General features: G+C 65.3%; 15 protein-coding genes. 5 read left to right on the forward strand and 10 right to left on the reverse strand.

Features of this window, described 5'->3' with window-relative positions:
- Nucleotides 1-17 precede the first annotated feature (17 nt).
- Nucleotides 18-587 carry a pentapeptide repeat-containing protein gene (locus tag ACHWUQ_RS18560; RefSeq protein ID WP_239810436.1) on the forward strand — a complete coding sequence of 190 codons (570 nt, stop codon included), beginning with the start codon at nt 18-20 and terminating at the stop codon, nt 585-587.
- Between the two features lie 59 nt (nt 588-646).
- Nucleotides 647-1,492, forward strand: coding sequence for a ChaN family lipoprotein (locus ACHWUQ_RS18565; protein WP_394682027.1), 846 nt, complete (start codon nt 647-649; stop codon nt 1,490-1,492).
- A gap of 20 nt (nt 1,493-1,512) precedes the next feature.
- On the opposite strand, the gene garD is transcribed toward ACHWUQ_RS18565, so the two are convergent.
- The 10 genes from garD to ACHWUQ_RS18615 all read right to left on the reverse strand — a co-directional run bounded on the left by garD (nt 1,513) and on the right by ACHWUQ_RS18615 (nt 12,436).
- On the reverse strand, nt 1,513-3,084 hold the full coding sequence (garD, locus tag ACHWUQ_RS18570; RefSeq protein WP_394682028.1) for a galactarate dehydratase: 1,572 nt from the start codon (nt 3,082-3,084) through the stop codon (nt 1,513-1,515).
- An 82-nt stretch (nt 3,085-3,166) separates the two neighbouring features.
- Complete coding sequence (locus ACHWUQ_RS18575) at nt 3,167-4,168, reverse strand: Bug family tripartite tricarboxylate transporter substrate binding protein (RefSeq protein ID WP_369460946.1); 1,002 nt, start codon at nt 4,166-4,168, stop codon at nt 3,167-3,169.
- Nucleotides 4,169-4,216: 48 nt separating this feature from the next.
- Nucleotides 4,217-5,512, reverse strand: a complete 1,296-nt coding sequence (locus ACHWUQ_RS18580) for a glucarate dehydratase family protein (RefSeq protein WP_394682029.1) — start codon at nt 5,510-5,512, stop codon at nt 4,217-4,219.
- Nucleotides 5,513-5,567: 55 nt separating this feature from the next.
- Nucleotides 5,568-6,863, reverse strand: coding sequence for a TRAP transporter large permease (locus tag ACHWUQ_RS18585; protein WP_312417977.1), 1,296 nt, complete (start codon nt 6,861-6,863; stop codon nt 5,568-5,570).
- A gap of 10 nt (nt 6,864-6,873) precedes the next feature.
- On the reverse strand, nt 6,874-7,356 hold the full coding sequence (locus ACHWUQ_RS18590) for a TRAP transporter small permease (protein WP_021025003.1): 483 nt from the start codon (nt 7,354-7,356) through the stop codon (nt 6,874-6,876).
- A gap of 98 nt (nt 7,357-7,454) precedes the next feature.
- The gene (locus ACHWUQ_RS18595; protein WP_239810430.1) at nt 7,455-8,420 is read right to left on the reverse strand and encodes a TRAP transporter substrate-binding protein; all 966 of its coding nucleotides are present in this window, start codon (nt 8,418-8,420) and stop codon (nt 7,455-7,457) included.
- Between the two features lie 80 nt (nt 8,421-8,500).
- Nucleotides 8,501-9,421 carry an SMP-30/gluconolactonase/LRE family protein gene (locus tag ACHWUQ_RS18600; protein WP_394682030.1) on the reverse strand — a complete coding sequence of 307 codons (921 nt, stop codon included), beginning with the start codon at nt 9,419-9,421 and terminating at the stop codon, nt 8,501-8,503.
- Complete coding sequence (locus ACHWUQ_RS18605) at nt 9,418-10,251, reverse strand: NAD-dependent epimerase/dehydratase family protein (RefSeq protein WP_394682031.1); 834 nt, start codon at nt 10,249-10,251, stop codon at nt 9,418-9,420. The genes ACHWUQ_RS18600 and ACHWUQ_RS18605 overlap by 4 nt, the downstream gene beginning before the upstream one ends.
- A 52-nt stretch (nt 10,252-10,303) precedes the next feature.
- Entirely contained in the window at nt 10,304-11,515 is a 1,212-nt protein-coding gene (locus tag ACHWUQ_RS18610; RefSeq protein ID WP_394682032.1) for a pyridoxal phosphate-dependent aminotransferase, read from the reverse strand.
- Nucleotides 11,516-11,539: 24 nt separating this feature from the next.
- Nucleotides 11,540-12,436 carry an amino acid ABC transporter substrate-binding protein gene (locus tag ACHWUQ_RS18615; protein ID WP_239810426.1) on the reverse strand — a complete coding sequence of 299 codons (897 nt, stop codon included), beginning with the start codon at nt 12,434-12,436 and terminating at the stop codon, nt 11,540-11,542.
- 236 nt (nt 12,437-12,672) lie between these two features.
- Between ACHWUQ_RS18615 and ACHWUQ_RS18620 the strand changes: the two genes are divergently transcribed.
- The 3 genes from ACHWUQ_RS18620 to kdgD all read left to right on the forward strand — a co-directional run bounded on the left by ACHWUQ_RS18620 (nt 12,673) and on the right by kdgD (nt 15,646).
- Nucleotides 12,673-13,455, forward strand: a complete 783-nt coding sequence (locus ACHWUQ_RS18620) for a FadR/GntR family transcriptional regulator (RefSeq protein WP_394682039.1) — start codon at nt 12,673-12,675, stop codon at nt 13,453-13,455.
- A 242-nt stretch (nt 13,456-13,697) separates the two neighbouring features.
- Complete coding sequence (locus ACHWUQ_RS18625; RefSeq protein WP_394682033.1) at nt 13,698-14,675, forward strand: Bug family tripartite tricarboxylate transporter substrate binding protein; 978 nt, start codon at nt 13,698-13,700, stop codon at nt 14,673-14,675.
- Nucleotides 14,676-14,737: 62 nt separating this feature from the next.
- Entirely contained in the window at nt 14,738-15,646 is a 909-nt protein-coding gene (gene kdgD, locus ACHWUQ_RS18630) for a 5-dehydro-4-deoxyglucarate dehydratase (protein WP_230778734.1), read from the forward strand.
- Nucleotides 15,647-15,716: the final 70 nt, after the last annotated feature.

The raw sequence follows: 15,716 nt of genomic DNA on the forward strand, positions 1-15,716 counted from the left end.
CGCAAGAAAGGACAAGCATGCAACAAACCAACATCAAGCAGGCCCTGGCCGTGCTGACCCTGGGCCTGGCCGCTGGCGGCGTCTGGGCGCAAGGCGCCGTCATCTCCGCCCCCGGCGTCGATGTGCGTGGCGGCAGCCAGGGCGCCTCGGTCACCGTCAACGGTGCCGTCGTCAATGCGGCCTCGGGCCGTGGCGCCGTGGCCGAGACGAATATCCCCGGCCGCAGCAGCACCGTGCACGGTGGTGCCGGCGGCGCAGCCGTCGTCGTCGAAGGCCAGGGCAAGTCCTCCACCACCGTGCGCAGCCAAAAGCGCAGCGGCGGCGGCAGCAACCAGGCCCATGTGAACGCCAACATGTCGGGCTCCAACCTGCCCCAGGCCAACTTTGCCGGCCACAGCTTCACCAATGTGGACCTGTCCAACTCCAACCTGCAGGGCGCCAACTTCCAGGGCGCCGAGCTGGTCAATGTCAGCCTGGACAACTCCAACCTGGCCGGCGCCAACCTGAGCGGCGCCACCCTGGTCAATGTGTCGATGGACGGCGCGCTGACCACCGGCGCGATCTGGACCAACGGCCAGCGCCGCTAAGTACGCATTCGCCAACCCTTCAAGCCCCCAGGCCGCTGGCCAGCCACTACCATGCGCGCATGGAGCACATACAACCCATTCGCCCTGGTGGCTGGTTGCCCGGCCTGTTGGGCTGGGCGCTGCTGGCCGGTTGCGCCAGCCAGGCGCCGCAAAGCCCGGCCCCGGCCAACGCCGCGATGGACCGGTCAACAATGTCGCTGGCCGAGGCACCCGATGTGCTGCTGCTGGGCGAGCAGCACGATGCCGCCGCGCACCAGCAGTGGCAGCGGGCCACGGTAGCGCATTGGGCTGCAAGACGGCAATTGGCCGCCGTGGTGCTGGAAATGGCCGACGCCGGCCACAGCACCCAGGGCCTGGCCCCCAGTGCCAGCGACGCGCAGGTGCAACAGGCGCTGGCCTGGAATGACAAGGGCTGGCCTTGGCGCCACTACGGCCCGGTGGTGATGGCGGCCGTGCAGGCAGGGGTGCCTGTGTTGGGCGGCAACCTGCCACGCGCGCAGATGCGCGAGGTGATGCAGCAAACCCGCTGGGACAGCCACCTGCCCGCGGCGGCATGGCAGCGCCAGCTCGACGCGATGGCCGATGGCCACTGCGGCCTGCTGCCCAACCACCAGCTGGCCCCGATGGCGCGCATCCAGCTGGCCAAGGACGAAAGCATGGCCAGCACCGCCACGGCCCAGCTGCAGCCGGGCAAGACCGTGCTGCTGATCGCCGGTCGCGGCCATGTGCTGCGCAGCACCGGCATCCCCACCTGGCTGCCTGCGGGCACCCGTTCGGTCGTGGCGATTGGCCAAGCGGGCAACCAGGCCCAGGCCGATGCGGCGGACCGCGACTGGGTGCACAGCACCCCGGCGCTGCCGGCCGAGGACCACTGTGCCGCGCTGCGCGAGAAGTGGAAGCAGTAAGCGCGTCAGCGCCCCGCGCTTCAGGTTACCGGGGCGGGATTGAACAGCACCAGCGCATTGTGCAGCTGCCATTGCTCGGCCCAGGTCTTCCTGCGGCCACTGGCCACCTCCAGCATCAGGCGGAACATCTCCCAGCCCATCTCCTCGATGGTCGCTTCGCCATCGGCAATGCGCCCGGCGTTCACATCCATCAGGTCATGCCAGCGGCGTGCCAGATCGCTGCGCGTGGCCACCTTGATCACAGGGACCTGCGCCAGCCCATACGGCGTGCCGCGCCCGGTGGTGAACACATGCAGGTTCATGCCGGCGGCCAATTGCAAGGTGCCGCAGATAAAGTCGCTCGCGGGCGTAGCCGCATAGACCAGGCCGCGCTGGATACCGCGCTCGGCCAGCCGTTGGCCGGGTGACAGCACGCCGGTGATCGGCGCGGTGCCGCTCTTGATGATCGAGCCCATCGCCTTTTCCACGATATTGGACAGGCCGCCTTTCTTGTTGCCCGGCGTGGTGTTGGCGCTGCGGTCCACCTTGCCCTTGTCTAGGTAGGCGTCGTACCAGGCCATCTCGTCGATCATGGCCTGCGCCACCTCGGGGCTGGAGGCGCGGGAGGTCAGCTGGTCAATGCCATCGCGCACCTCGGTCACCTCGCTGAACATCACCGTGGCACCGGCGCGCACCAGCAGATCGGTGCAAAAGCCGACGGCCGGGTTGGCCGTCACGCCGCTGAAGGCATCGCTGCCGCCGCACTGCACGCCCACCACCAGGGCACTGGCCGGCACGGTCTCGCGCCGGCGCTGGTTCAGCCTTGCCAAGTGCGCCTCAGCCCGGGTCATGATCGACTGCACCATCGACATGAAGCCCACATGGGCCTCGTCCTGCAGGCAGACCACATCGAGTTCGGGCGCGCGCTCGTCGGTGATCGGGAAGGAGCCCGGCGGCAGCAGGCGCTCGGGCTGCAGCTTTTCGCAGCCCAGGCTCACGACCATCACCTCGCCGCCAAAGTTCGGGTTGTGGCTGATGTTGCGCAGGGTGCGCTGCGGTATCTCGGCACCCACCGCATCAATGGCCACGCCGCAGCCATAGCTGTGCTCCAGCCCGACGACATCGTCGACATGCGGGTAGCGCGGCAGCAGCTCGGCCTTGATGCGGCGCACCGCAAAATCCAGCACGCCGGCCACGCACTGCACCGTGGTGGTGATGGCCAGGATATTGCGCGTGCCCACCGTGCCATCGGCATTGCGGTAGCCCTCGAAGGTATAGCCGTCCAGCGGCGGCAGATCGGGCGCCGGCACGGTGGCGATCGGCAGGCCTTCGAGCGAGCGGGCCTCGGGCATCTGCAGCAGGCGCTCATGCACCCAGCTGCCCGCCGCGATGGCCTGGCGCGCATAGCCGATGACCACGTTGTAGCGGCGCACGGCCTCGCCCTGCGCAATGTCCACCAAGGCCACCTTGTGGGCCTGCGGCACCTGCTCGGCCAGGCGCAGCCCCGAAGGCAGCACCGTGCCGGCGGGCAGACCGCCGTCATTGGCAATGATCGCGACGTTGTCCGCCGCATGCATGGAAATCGAAAGGGGGGTCGTTCTGGCTTGTGTCATATCCAATACTCTCTGGCGCGGTGCGGGCGCGGCCGCTGCACCGCGCCCCTGTCCTCCAAGGTGACAGGCCGGCTGCGCTGTGTCAATCGGCTTTGATGCCGGCGGCCTGGATCACCTGCGCCCATTTGGCCACCTCGGCCTTCTGGAACTCGGCCAGCTCGGCCGGCGTCATCGTCGAAGGCTGCATGCCAAAGGCCTTCAGGCGGGCCTGCACCTCGGGCGTGGCGACGATCTTCATGATCTCGGCGTGCAGGCGGTCCACCACCGGCTTGGGCGTGCCCGCAGGCGCAAACACCGCTTGCCAGGAGCCCATGTCAAAGCCTTTTTCACCGCCCTCGGCAATGGTGGGCACATCGGGCAGCGATTCCAGGCGCTTGGAGCTGGTCACCGCAATCGGGCGCAGCTTGCCGGCCTGGATATGCGGGCCCACGACCAGGGCCGTGTCGAACATCATGTCGACCTGGCCGCCGATGACATCCTGCACTGCCGGGCCGCTGCCCTTGTAGGGCACATGGGTGAACTTGACCCCCGTCTGGTAGGCCAGCAGCTCCAGCGCCATGTGGTTGGAGGTGCCGCTACCGGGCGATGCCGAGGTCAGCCCGCCGCTGGCGGCCTTGGCCTTGCTGCCGGCCATCACATCGGCCAGGGTCTTGTAGGGGCTGGAGGCGGGCACCACCAGCACCAGCGGGCCCGAGCCCAGCATCGCGACCGGCGTGAAGGACTTGACCGGGTCGTAGTCGAGCTTGGAGTAGAGGCTGATATTGATCGCATGCGAGCTGATCGTGCCGCCCAGGATGGTGTAGCCATCGGGCGCCGCGCGGGCCGCCAGGGCCGAACCGACGCTGCCGCCCGCACCGCCCTTGTTCTCGATGACCATCGGTGTGCCCAGAGCCTTGCCCAGCGGCTGGGCCACCACACGCGCCAGCGTATCGGTATTGCCACCGGGCGGAAACGGCACCAGGTAGGTGATGGATTTGCCGGTGGGCCAGTTGCTTTGCGCCAGCGCGGATGTGCTGGCCAGGCCGGCGCCCAGCATCAGCGCGCTGGCCGCGAGGGAGCTTTGGATCAGGGTTCTGCGTTGCATGGAGGTCTCCTTGGTTGTAATCGTCGAAAGCAATGAACTCGGTGGGGCTCAAAAACGCGGCTGCCTGCCGTCAAAGCTGGGGTCGTACTTGCGCATCTGGCCCAGGTCATCGCGGTTGCGGATGCCGCAGTGCAGGTAGTTGTCATGCAGGCGCGCCAGCGCATGGCGGTCCAGCCGCACACCCAGGCCTGGCGCACTGGGCACGCGCAGGCTGCCCGCTTCAAACTGCAGGCGCCCGCCTTCGATGACCTCCTCGTCCTGCCAGGGGTAGTGGGTGTCGCAGGCATAGGTGAGCAAGGGCACGCTGGCGCACAGATGCGTCATCGCCACCAGGCTGATGCCCAAATGCGAGTTGCTGTGCATCGACAGGCCCAGGTCAAACGTGCGGCACAGGGTGGACAGGCGCTGCGTCGCGCGCAGACCGCCCCAGTAGTGGTGGTCGCTCAGCACAATCTTCACCGGGCAGCCCATCTCGGCATTGCGCCGGAACTCGGCAAAATCGGTCACCACCATATTGGTGGCCAGCGGCACCTCGCAGGCGCGCGCCACGGCCGCCATGCCGTCCAGCCCGGGCGCCGGGTCTTCGTAGTACTCCAGCACACCACGCAGCTTCTCGACAATGCGCAGGCTGGTCTCCACCGTCCAGTTGGCATTCGGATCAATGCGCAAAGGCAGGCCGGGAAAGGCCTCGGCCAAAGCCAGGATGCCGGCGGCCTCCTCATCGGGCGGCAAGGCCCCGGCCTTCAACTTGATGCTCTGAAAGCCGTACTGGCCCATCATGCGCTGGGCCTGCGCCACCAGCTGCTGCGGTGTCAGCGCCTCGCCCCAGGCATCGGGTGCATACGGCTGGCCGGCATGCTCGGCGTACTTGTAGAACAAATAGGCCGAGAACGGCACGCTGCTGCGCGCCGCGCCTCCCAGTAGATCGACCACCGGCGCATTCGCCATCTGGCCTTGCAGATCGAGCATGGCCACCTCAAAGGCGCTGACCACCTTGGCCACCGTTTTCGACACATGGGTGCCCGGCGCCAGCGATACCTGCTGGCCCAGGAACTCCGAGGCCGTCTGCACCGGCGGCGCCACCAGCGCGGCCACCCGCTGCTCCATCTCGTTGAGCGCCCAGGGCGACAGCCCCACCAAGGCCGGTGCCGCCTTGGCCAGCGCATCGAGCATGGGCTGGTCGCCATAGCTCTCATTGATCCCCACCAGGCCCGAGGCGGTCTCGATCTCGATGATGGAGCGCAGCGCCCAGGGTTCATGGATGCCGGCAGCGTTGAGCAGCGGCGGATCGCGGAAGGCGATCGGCGTGATGCGGATATGGCGAATGGCGTGTGAGGTACTCATCGTGAAAGCGCAGGAGGATGCAGAAGTGGTGAAGGGGCTGCGAGACGGGGAGCGCTTAGCGCACCGTCATGAAGATCTGCGGCAGCCAGGTGGTGAAGGCCGGCACAAAGGTCACCAGGCCCAGCGCAAAGATCAGCGCGCCATAGAACGGCCAGATGGTGCGCATGACGGTACCCACCGACACGCCGCCAATGGCGCAGCCGACAAACTGCGTCGTGCCCACCGGCGGGGTGTTCAAGCCCAGCGCGCAGTTGATCAGCAGCACAATGCCGAACTGCACCGAGCTCATGCCGTAGTGCTGGGCAATTGGCAGGAAGATGGGCGTGCACAGCAAGATGGTGGCAGCCATGTCGAGGAAGGTGCCGAGCAGGAACAGGATGATGTTGATCAGCAGGAACACCATCCAGGGCGTGGTGGTCACCTGGGCCAGCATCTGGCCGGTGAGCTCGGCCACGCCGTAGAGACTGATCAGGTAGCCAAAGGTGCTGGAGATGCCGATCAGCAGCAGGATGATGCCGGTGTTGCGCACCGCCTTGGAGGCCGCCTTGACAAAGTGCGCCCAGCTGAGCGACCGGTAGACAAACACCGTCAGCGCCAGTGCATACAGCACGGCCACGACGGCCGATTCGGTGGCCGTGAACACGCCCGACAGAATGCCGCCCAGAATCAGCACCACGACAAACAGGCCCGGCAGCGCCGCTGCCAGGCTGCGGCCCACGACCTGCCAGCCGGGGAAGGTGCCCGCCGGGTAGCCCCGGCGGCGTGCCACCCAGTAGGCCGCCCCCAGGTTGCTCAGGGTCAGGATGATGGCCGGGATGATGGCCGCCAGGATCAGCGCCGCAATCGACACCTTGCCGCTGGCTGCCAGCGCATAGATGATGATGTTGTGGCTGGTCGGCATCAGCGCGCCCACCAGGGCCGCGTGCGTGGTCACGTTGACGGCGTAGTCGGCGTGGTAGCCCTCCTTCTTCATCATCGGGATCATCACCGCGCCCATCGCCGAGACATCGGCCACCGGCGAGCCCGAGACGCCGCCAAACAAGGTGCAGGCCACCACATTGGACATGCCCAGCCCGCCGCGCACATGGCCGATCAGCGCCCGCGCAAAGTTGACGATGCGGTCGGCAATGCCGCCGTGCAGCATCAGCTCACCGGCAAAGATAAAGAACGGAATCGCCAGGAAGGAGAACACCCCCATGCCGGCGGTCATCTGTTGAAAACCCACCTCCAGCGGCAGCCCCTCGTAGGCCAGGGTGGCCAGCGCAGACAGGCCAATGGAGAAGGCCACCGGCACGCCCAGCAGCAGCAGGACGGCAAAGCTCAGGCTCAGAATCAGCAAGGCTGTGGTCATTGCCGCGCTCCTAGTTGGGCTGCACTTCGCGGCCTTGCGCGAGTGCGATCAGGTGTTCAATGGAAAACAGCACGATCAGGCTGCCGGCAAGAATGGCGGGCACATATTTCCAGCCTTCGGACACGCCCAAGGTCGGCAGGCGGTAGTCCCAGACCGATTCGGCCAGCGACGCGCAGCCATAGGCCATCGCCGCGCCGAACAGCAGAATCAGCGCATGGATCAGAAACTCCATCTTGGTGCGCAGCCAGTCCGGCGCCAGCACCAGCAGCGATTCCAGCCCGATATGGCCGCTGTCGCGCACGCCCACGGCGACGCCGAACATGGTCACGTAGAGCACCAGCAACAGCGACAGGCTCTCGGCCCAGGTCGGCGTGTTGTTGAGCACATAGCGGCCAAACACCTGCCAGCTGACGGCAGCAATCAACAGCATCAGGCCGGCAATACCCAGCCACATGCACAAGCGCGACAAGGCGCTGCAAATCTTGGTAAACATCGTGGTGCCCGAGCAGCCCGGGGCGCACAGCCCCGGGCGATGGTTGCAAGGAGCCAGCACCCGGCGGGCACTGGCATTGGCGTTGGATCAGCGGCGGATCAAGGCGTGTCTTGTGCGCGCTTGACCAGGTCTTTCAGCTTGGCATCGGTGATGAACTTGTCATACACCGGCCGCATCGCCGCCTGGAACGGGGCCTTGTCCACCTCGATGATCTCGGCGCCGCCGGCCTTCACGACCTCGAGCGACTTGGCCTCGCGCTCGGCCCACTGCTTGCGCATATAGGGCACCGACTCCTTGGCGGCCTGGCGCACCCAGCCCTGCTCCTCGGGCGAGAGCCTGTCAAAGGTCCGTTTGGAGAACAGCAAGATCTCGGGCGCCATCGAGTGCTCGGTCTTGCTGAAGTACTTGGCGACTTCGAACGAGCGCGAGCTCTCGAAGGTCGGGTAGTTATTTTCTGCCGCATCGATGAGGCCGGTCTTCAGCCCGGTGTAGACCTCGCCCATCGGCATCGGCGTCGCATTGGCGCCCATGGCCTCGAGCATGCTCACCCACAGATCGGACTGCTGCACGCGCACCTTCATGCCCTTCATGTCGGCCAGGCTCTTGACCGGCCGCTTGGCGGTGAACATCGAGCGCGCGCCACTGTCGTAAAAGCCCAGGCCGACAAAGCCCTGCTTCTCACAGGCTTTGAGGATCTCCTCGCCCACGGGGCCATCGAGCACCTTGTGCATATGCTCCACCGAGCGGAACAGGAAGGGCATCGTGGGCACCACGGTCTCGTTGCAGACATTGTTCATCGCGCCGACATTGACCCGCACCATCGCCAGCGCACCAATCTTGGCCTGCTCGATGGTTTCCTTCTCGCCCCCCAGCGCCCCGTTCGGGTAGACGCGGATGCTGTGCTTGCCGCCTGACAACGCCTTGAGGCGCTCGCCCATGAACTTCACCGCCTGCACGGTCGGGTAGTCGTCCGGGTGGATATCCGATGAACGAAATTCGGTGGCCTGCGCGCCGAGCGCCAGCAGACCGGCAGCCAGTGCTGCACTGATAGTGGAAAGTCGCATTTGTCTACCTCGTTATCTCTGTGGTTGGGGAACATGCCCGGATGGTTTCCGGATCTCTGGGTCACACACACCTCGCCTGTTTACAGGGGCCGAAATTCCGTCTCCTCCATTCCTGAAACGCCTGGGCGCAGCGCAAACAGGCCACCGGCCAGCGGTTGGTCCGACAGATCGATGCCGTCTGGCCGTATCGATGTGACATAGAGCACATCCAGGCCCGGGCCGCCAAAGGCGCACATGGCCGGCTTCTTGACCGGCAACGGCAGCGAGCGGTCCAGTTGCCCATCGGGCCGGAAGCGGTGCACCAGGCCGGCGTCATTGCCGCAGATCCAGTAACAGCCCTCGGCATCGATGGCCGCGCCATCGGGCCGGCCCGGCAGGCTGGTCATGTCGACAAACAGGCGGCGGTTGCGGGGGGTACCGCTGGCGGTGTCGTAGTCAAAGGCCCAGATCTGCTGGCTGCGCGGGTGCGAATCCGACAGGTACATGGTGCGGCCATCGGGGCTGAAGGCCAGGCCGTTGGGGGTGATCAGCGGGCCCAGTTGCAGATCCTGCGCGCGGCCTGCTGCCAGGTCATCGGCGCCAAAGCGGTAGACCCGGCCCACCGGCTGCGCCGCCGCCATGTCCATCAGCATGCTGCCGGCCACCAGGCGGCCCTGGCGGTCACAGCGCCCGTCGTTGAAGCGCATGCCGGGCATCGCGTGGCCGACGGTGGCCAGCGCCTGGATACGGGCCTCGCCATGGCGGTCACCATCGCCCAAGGTCACCTGGTAAATGCCATCTTCCAAACCGGCAATCCAGCGCTGCGGCTCGCCCTGCCAGGGGGCCATGCAGGCCAGCATCTGCGGCAGCTGCCATTGCGTGGCGGCGCCTTGCCCGGGCTGCCAGCGCTGCAGCAGGCCCCTCGGTATGTCGGCCCAGTACAGCGCAGCCTCCTGCGCGCGCCACACGGGGCTTTCGCCGGTGGCGTTGCGGGCATCGAGGACCAGCTCGGCGGCTGTCATGCAGGCTGCTCCGGCGTATCGCCAAAGGGGCCCTGGGCGGTGAAGGCGCCGCCCTGGTAGACGGCGACCGGGTCGTTGGCGGCGGGCGCGGGTTGCGCCTCCACCTTGGCGCGCCAGGGCTCGGAACTGTCCTTGGGCGCAAAGCCCAGGTGAGCGGCCGCATGGTTGTCCCACCACAGGTCGCGGTTGGCCGATGCGCCGTAGACGACGGTATGGCCGACGTTGGGGGTGAACAGGCTTTTCTCCACCAGCTGCACCAGATCGTCATAGCTCAGCCAGCTGTGCATCATGCGCCGGTCCTTGGGCTCGGGGAAGGACGAGCCAATGCGTATGCTCACCGTCTCGATGCCATAGCGGTCAAAGTAAAAACTCGCCATGTCCTCGCCAAAGGACTTGGACAGGCCGTAATAGCCATCGGGGCGGCGGCGCGCGTTGGCGTCGATCTTTTCGCTCTGCTTGTAAAAGCCGATCACATGGTTGGAGCTGGCAAACACAATGCGCTTCACCCCATGGCGGCGCGCGGCCTCGTAGAGGTGGAAGATGCCTTTGATATTGGCCTCCAGCACCTCTTCAAAAGGCCGCTCCACCGACAGGCCGCCCAGGTGCACGATGGCGTCGCAACCGGCCACCATGGCATCCACCGCCTGCTTGTCGGCCAGGTCGCAGGGGACGACTTCTTCTTGCGCATCCAGCGGCGCGCCCATGCCGGCGATATCGGACACGCGCAAGACGGGCGCCAGGCCGCGCAGGCGCTGGCGCAGCACCTGGCCCAGGCCGCCGGCCGCGCCGGTTAACAGCAAGCGTTGCAGCGGGGGAGTTTGTGCCTGCATCTGCTGCTCCTTTTTCATAAAAAAAGGCGCTTATGAAAAGCGCCTTGGTTGCTCAGCCTTGTGCCAGGCCGTCGATGGCAGAACGGATGTTCTTCAGCGCCTTCACCACCAGCGCGGGGTCGGTGGCGAACGACAGACGGATATAAGGCGACATGCCAAAGGCAGCGCCCGGCACGGTCGCCACCTTGGCGGCGTTGAGCAGGAAGCCCGACACGGCAGCATCGCTGTCCAGCACCTTGCCGTCGGCCGTGCGGCGGCCGATCAGGCTCTGGCAGCCGAGGAACAGGTAGAAGGCGCCATCGGGCACCGACGACAGGGTCAGCTCGGGCACGATGGCCAGCTCGCTGCGGATGGTCTCCAGCCGGTCGACAAAGGTCTGGCGCGCCTGGCGCACGCAGTCCTGGTCGCCCAGCAGGGCCGCTTGCGCAGCGGCCTGCGCCACCGAGGTGGCGCTGGTGCAGCTTTGCGATTCGAGCTTGTTCATGCCGCCGATCAGCTTCTCGGGGCCTGCCGCATAGCCAATGCGCCAGCCGGTCATTGCGTAGGACTTGGAGACGCCGTTGATGATCAGCATGCGGTCCTTCAGATAAGGACAGGCCTGGGCGAACGAGACAAAGGGCACACCGGTCAGGATGATGTGCTCGTAGATCTCATCGGACATGACCAGCACCTCGGGGAAGTCCTTGAGCACCTCACCCAGCGCCTCCAGCTCGGCACGGCTGTAGACCGCGCCGGTAGGGTTGCCAGGGCTGTTGATGATCAACCAGCGCGTCCTGGCCGTGATGCTCTGGCGCAGGGCCTCGGGCGTGAGCTTGAAGCCGACTGCCTCGGAGCAGGGCACATAGACCGGCACGCCGCCGTGCAGCGCCACGATGTCGCCATAGGACACCCAGCAAGGCGTGGGCACCACGACCTCGTCACCGCTCTCCAGGGTGGCCATGAAGGCATTGAAGATCAGCTGCTTGGCGCCGACGCCGGTGGTGATCTCGGCCACGGTGTAGTCGAGGGCATTGTCCTGCTTGAACTTCTGCGCAACCGCCTTGCGCAGACTCTCGTTGCCGGCGGGCACGGTGTACTTGGTGGCCCCGGCCTTGGCCGCCGCCATCGCCGCATCGATGATGTGCTCGGGCGTATTGAAATCGGGCTCACCAATGCTCAGGTCGATGACATCGATGCCTTCGGACTTCATCTTCTTGGCCTGCGAGGAAATCGCCATGCTGGGCGACGATGGCAGGCTCTCGACTTTTTGACTTAGCTTCAACATAAATTCGCAATCGCTCAGTTTCTCTTAGATGCCCTTGTCATTGGGGTTGGCGTAGAGCGCCTTGGTCGAATCGCTGAGCGGGAAGTTGATGTTCACGTTGCGCGGTGGGATCGTGGTCATGAACCACTTTTGGTAGAGCGCTTCCATCTCGCCGGACTTGATCATCGCGTAGACGGTGTCATCGACCAGCTTCTTGAAGGCCGGGTCGTCCTTGCGCAGCATCACGCCATAGGGCTCGGTGCGCAGTGGCTCGTTCAGGATCACGTACTGGTCGCGCTGGGGCGAGGTGGCGATAAAGCTGGCCAGTTGCACGTCATCGAGCACAAAGGCATCGGCCTTGCCCGATTCGAACATCACAAAGGCTTCGGACGGGTCCTTGCCATAGACCTCGTTGAACTTCACGCCCTGGGCCTTCTTGTAGGCGCGCAGCAGCTGGATCGAGGTGGTGCCGGTGACGGTGGCCACATTGCGGTTTTGCAGATCGGCAATGCCCTTGACCGGCGAATCCTTGCGCACGGCCAGGGTCACGTTGGCCGAGAAGTAGCTGGGCGAGAAGGAGACCTGCTCCTGGCGCGCGATGGTGTTCGTCACCGGCGTGCAGTCCAGATCAACGGTGTTGTTCTGGATCAGCGGAATGCGGCTGGTGGGCGTGGTGATCAGGTACTTGATCTCAAGCTTGGGCAGGCCAGCGGCCTTTTGCGCTGCCTCGGCCACCTTCAGGCAGATGTCGTTGATCATGCCGATGGGATCCGCATTGCCGTTGACCTTGTAGCTGAAGGGCACGGACATGTCGCGTGCACCGATGGTGATCGCACCGCTTTGCTTGATCTTCTCCAGGGTGCTGGGGGTCTGCGCTTGCGCCAGGGAAGCAGCCAGCAGGGTGACGGCACATACGGTGGTTTTCGAGAAAAGCTTGAGCATGATGGGAAAGTAGGTTACAACAAGGCATCAGTCATGTGTTGTCTGATGACAAGGCTGAATTATGATCACAGCTATGCCCAAAAGCCCCTCGGAATTACCCGCATCCCCATCGATGGCATCCCGCACGGAGGCCTCTATGCATGGCCGCCGTGCCCCCGCAGGCCGCTGCCTGGCCCCTCTCCTGCCGGATCACAGCCATGCTTAAAAGCCCCTCGGAATCCACCACCGCCCCATCGATGCCCCTGGACTCCGCTGCCAGCCTGCGCGGCAGCCGTGCCGCCAAAGGCAGCCGCAGCCTGGCCAATCTGCTGTCGGAAGAGTTTGAAAACAAGATCCGCCAGGGCCTGCTGCAAGAGGGCGACAAGCTGCCCACCGAGACCGAACTGGTGCGCAGCTATGACGTGAGCCGCACCGTGGTGCGCGAGGCGCTGTCCAAGCTGCAGGCCTCCGGTTTGGTGGAGACCAAGCATGGCATCGGTACCTTTGTGCTGCCCGCGCGCAGCACGCCGGGCATGGTGCTCAGCGCCCATGAGCTGAGTGAATCGGTCGACGTGCTCGCCGTGCTGGAGCTGCGCATCAGCCTGGAGACCGAGGCCGCCGGCCTGGCCGCCACCCGGCGCCAGGAGCCGCATCTGCGCGCGATGCGCACTGCCCTGCAGGCCTTTGAGCAGAATTTTGCACTGGGCCGCGAGACCGTGAGCCATGACCTGGACTTTCACCTCAGCATCGCCAAGGCCACCGGCAACCGCTACTTCCAGGAGATCCTGCAGCACTTTGGCTCGATGCTGATTCCGCGCAACCGGATTGCCTCGATCCACATCCCCACGCGCGACCCGGACTACCTCAAGCGCGTGAACCGCGAGCATGAAGAAATCTTCTCTGCGATCGAGCGCCAGGATGCCGACTCGGCCCGGGCTGCGATGCGCATCCACCTGACCAACTCGCGCGAACGCCTGCGCCTGGCCCAGCGCCTGGCCCAGGAGCAGCAAGCAGCCGGCGGACCGGGCAAGGAGCGCTGAAGCGCCCACGCAACAGCCCGGCATGGGGCTGTTGCGGTAGCTCCCTAGCACTTAGAAGCAGCGCCAGCCAGCCCAGCAAAACACAGCAAGGGGCCCGCACCAGCACTCGAACCAAGGCCGCGCAAAGCGGCCTGCATCCCCACCCCTACACCCAGACAAGCGTTTCCCCTAGTCAAGCAATACTTGGCGATCTGCATTTTGAGTTGTATGATGTCTTATATCTAAAAAGGAGACAGAGACATATGCATCGCCGTTCGCACCTGATCTATTCAGCGCTGGCCCTGGCTGCCGGTAGCTTGTTATCGACTCCGCTGTGGGCGGCCGATGCATGGCCCAGCAAGCCGATCCGGCTGGTGGTCCCCTACCCGCCAGGCGGCAGCTCGGACATCATTGCCCGCTCGATTGGCCAGCTGATCTCGCAAGAGCTCAAGCAGACGGTGGTGATCGACAACAAGCCTGGTGCCAACGGCAACCTGGGGGCCGAGTTGGTGGCCCGCGCCCAGCCCGACGGCTACACCTGGCTGCTCTGCGATCTGGGTGCGCTGGCGATCTCGCCATCGGTCTACACCAAGCTCAGCTTTGACCCGAGCAAGGACCTGCGTGGCGCCGCGATGCTGGCCTACTCGCCGCACATGCTGGTGGTGCACCCTTCGGTGCAGGCCAACAACCTGCAGGAGCTGGTGGCGCTGTCCAAGAAGCAGGACCTGAACTTTGCCGTCACGGCCACCGGCAGCGCGCCGCACCTGGCCGGTGTGGAACTGGCCCGGCTGACGGGCGCCAAGTGGGTCTATGTGCCCTACAAGGGCGGCGTGCAATCGGTGCAGGACACCGTGGCCGGCCAGACCCAGGTGCTGATGAACGGCATGTTGGCCACCTACCCCCATGTGCAAAGCGGCAAGTTGAAACTGCTGGGCATTTCCAAGAACACCCGCATGCCGCTGATCGCCGATGTGCCGACCCTGGCCGAACAAGGCGCAGCCGGCTTTGCCTCGGGCACCTGGCAAGGCGTGGTGCTGCCGGCCAAGACCCCCGAAGCGATCATTCAGAAGGTCAACCAGGCTTTGCTGACCGCCATCCGCTCGCCCGAGGTGCGCTCGCGCCTGACCGGCCAGGGCGCCGAGGTGGTCACGATGACGCCGGCCGAGACCGACCAATTTTTCAAGGCCGAACGCCAGCGCTGGCACACGGTCGTCCAAACCGCCAACCTGCAGCTCGATTGAGCCGCGCAGATTTGGCACTGTTGCATTACCCCTCGTTTTTTTGAAAGTTTGATATGAGCACCATGAGCCCCCAGGATGTGAAGAGCGTGATGAGTTCCGGACTGCTGTCCTTCCCCGTCACCGACTTCGATGCACAAGGCAACTTCAACGCCAAGGGCTATGCCGAGCGCCTGGAATGGTTGGCCCCCTACGGCGCCAGCGCGCTGTTCGCTGCGGGTGGTACCGGTGAGTTCTTCTCGCTGACTGCGGAGGAATACCCCGCCATCATCAAGACTGCGGTGGACACCTGCAAGGGCAAGGTGCCAATCATTGCCGGTGCCGGCGGCCCAACCCGCTTTGCGATCCAGTGCGCCCAGGCTGCGGAAGCCGCTGGCGCCCACGGCATCCTGCTGATGCCCCACTACATGACCGAAGCCAGCCAGGAAGGCCTGGCCGCCCACGTCGAAGCCGTCTGCAAGAGCGTGAAGTTCGGCGTCATCATCTACAACCGTGGCGTGAGCCGCTTCACCCCCGAAACCGTTGCCAAGCTCTGCGAACGCAACCCCAACCTGGTGGGTTTCAAGGACGGCGTGGGCGACATCGAAGCCATGTCGGCCATGTACCTGACCATGGGTGACCGCCTGGCCTACCTGGGTGGCTTGCCGACCGCCGAAGTCTATGCCGCTGCCTACAAGGCACTGGGCACGCCGGTGTACTCGTCGGCCGTGTTCAACTTCATCCCCAAGACGGCCATCCGCTTCTACGAAGCCGTGCGCACCGATGACCACGCCACCCAGCACCAGCTGCTCAAGGACTTCTTCATGCCTTACCTGAAGATCCGCAACCGCAGCGCTGGCTACGCCGTGTCCATCATCAAGGCCGGCGCCAAGCTGGTGGGCCACGATGCCGGCCCGGTGCGCGCACCGCTGGCCGACCTCAAGCCCGAGGAAGTCGATATGCTGGCAGCGCTGATCAAGAAGGTTGAAGCCTGATCTCCGTTGACCTCCTGGCCCGGTAACCCCCGCAGCGCTGTGCTGCGGATGGTGCCGGGCTCTTTCCGTT

The organism is uncultured Comamonas sp. (assembly GCF_964277875.1).
In the GTDB taxonomy this organism is placed as follows: domain Bacteria; phylum Pseudomonadota; class Gammaproteobacteria; order Burkholderiales; family Burkholderiaceae_C; genus Comamonas; species Comamonas sediminis.

Excerpts from the sequence above, each read along its gene's own strand:
- ACHWUQ_RS18615 (WP_239810426.1), bottom strand. The coding sequence starts at position 12,436 with ATGCTCAAGCTTTTCTCGAAAACCACCGTATGTGCCGTCACCCTGCTG.
- ACHWUQ_RS18590 (WP_021025003.1), bottom strand. The coding sequence starts at position 7,356 with ATGTTTACCAAGATTTGCAGCGCCTTGTCGCGCTTGTGCATGTGGCTG.
- ACHWUQ_RS18620 (WP_394682039.1), top strand. The coding sequence starts at position 12,673 with ATGCCCCTGGACTCCGCTGCCAGCCTGCGCGGCAGCCGTGCCGCCAAA.
- ACHWUQ_RS18565 (WP_394682027.1), top strand. The coding sequence starts at position 647 with ATGGAGCACATACAACCCATTCGCCCTGGTGGCTGGTTGCCCGGCCTG.
- ACHWUQ_RS18560 (WP_239810436.1), top strand. The coding sequence starts at position 18 with ATGCAACAAACCAACATCAAGCAGGCCCTGGCCGTGCTGACCCTGGGC.
- ACHWUQ_RS18605 (WP_394682031.1), bottom strand. The coding sequence starts at position 10,251 with ATGCAGGCACAAACTCCCCCGCTGCAACGCTTGCTGTTAACCGGCGCG.
- garD (WP_394682028.1), bottom strand. The coding sequence starts at position 3,084 with ATGACACAAGCCAGAACGACCCCCCTTTCGATTTCCATGCATGCGGCG.
- ACHWUQ_RS18600 (WP_394682030.1), bottom strand. The coding sequence starts at position 9,421 with ATGACAGCCGCCGAGCTGGTCCTCGATGCCCGCAACGCCACCGGCGAA.
- ACHWUQ_RS18595 (WP_239810430.1), bottom strand. The coding sequence starts at position 8,420 with ATGCGACTTTCCACTATCAGTGCAGCACTGGCTGCCGGTCTGCTGGCG.
- ACHWUQ_RS18580 (WP_394682029.1), bottom strand. The coding sequence starts at position 5,512 with ATGAGTACCTCACACGCCATTCGCCATATCCGCATCACGCCGATCGCC.
- ACHWUQ_RS18610 (WP_394682032.1), bottom strand. The coding sequence starts at position 11,515 with ATGTTGAAGCTAAGTCAAAAAGTCGAGAGCCTGCCATCGTCGCCCAGC.
- kdgD (WP_230778734.1), top strand. The coding sequence starts at position 14,738 with ATGAGCCCCCAGGATGTGAAGAGCGTGATGAGTTCCGGACTGCTGTCC.
- ACHWUQ_RS18585 (WP_312417977.1), bottom strand. The coding sequence starts at position 6,863 with ATGACCACAGCCTTGCTGATTCTGAGCCTGAGCTTTGCCGTCCTGCTG.
- ACHWUQ_RS18575 (WP_369460946.1), bottom strand. The coding sequence starts at position 4,168 with ATGCAACGCAGAACCCTGATCCAAAGCTCCCTCGCGGCCAGCGCGCTG.
- ACHWUQ_RS18625 (WP_394682033.1), top strand. The coding sequence starts at position 13,698 with ATGCATCGCCGTTCGCACCTGATCTATTCAGCGCTGGCCCTGGCTGCC.